Annotated in this window: 2 protein-coding genes; both read left to right on the top strand. The window is 65.3% G+C overall.

The features are described from left to right. Positions 1-67: 67 nt before the first annotated feature. Positions 68-397 (top strand): transposase, encoded by a 330-nt coding sequence (locus KUG43_RS16715; RefSeq protein ID WP_216910958.1) that lies wholly within the window; start codon positions 68-70, stop codon positions 395-397. A gap of 53 nt (positions 398-450) precedes the next feature. After that, a partial coding sequence (locus tag KUG43_RS16720; RefSeq protein WP_216910959.1) for an IS3 family transposase occupies positions 451-649 on the top strand: 199 nt, incomplete at its 3' end.

Raw genomic sequence — 649 nt, forward strand, 5'->3', positions numbered from 1 at the left:
GTGGGGTTGCCCCGGTTTCGTGGACAGGTCGATAGGAGTCACGCCATGACCCTCAGACTGTCCATCAATGAACAACCCGACCAAGACAAGGCGCCGGTTCACGGTGCAGCAGAAGCAGGAGGCCGTATGGCTCTGCCTGAGTGAGGGGCTCAGCTGCACGGCTGTAGCCCAGCGACTTGGCATCCCCATCAGCAGCCTGGCCAAGTGGGTGAGGCAGGCCCGCATCGATCGCGGGGACTTTGGCCCCCCTGAACAGGGTCAGCTCACCAGCGAGGAAAGGGCTGAACTGGCCCGGCTGCGCAAGGAAAACCGCGAGCTCAGGAGGGAGAAGGATTTTTTCAGGCTGGCGGCAGCGCACTTTGCAAAAGAGCAGCTGCCGCCGAGAGGTTTCGCCTGATCGAGGCCCTCTCAGACCGCTTCTCCACGGCCTGGCTCTGCCGGCAGCTGGGTGTGGCCCGCAGCGGCTTCTACGCCTGGCGGCAACGGCAGCACAACCCGGGCCCACGGGCCCAGGAGAACGTAGTCATCACGGCTCAGGTGCAGGCGGTGTTTGATCGGCACCGCGGCTTCTACGGCGCGCCACGCGTCCATCAGGAGCTCAGGGCCGCTGGCCTCAAGTTGGGCCGCCACCGCATTGCCCGGCTCATGC

The sequence above is a fragment of the Synechococcus sp. CCY 0621 genome, from assembly GCF_019038465.1.
Lineage (GTDB): Bacteria > Cyanobacteriota > Cyanobacteriia > PCC-6307 > Cyanobiaceae > Cyanobium.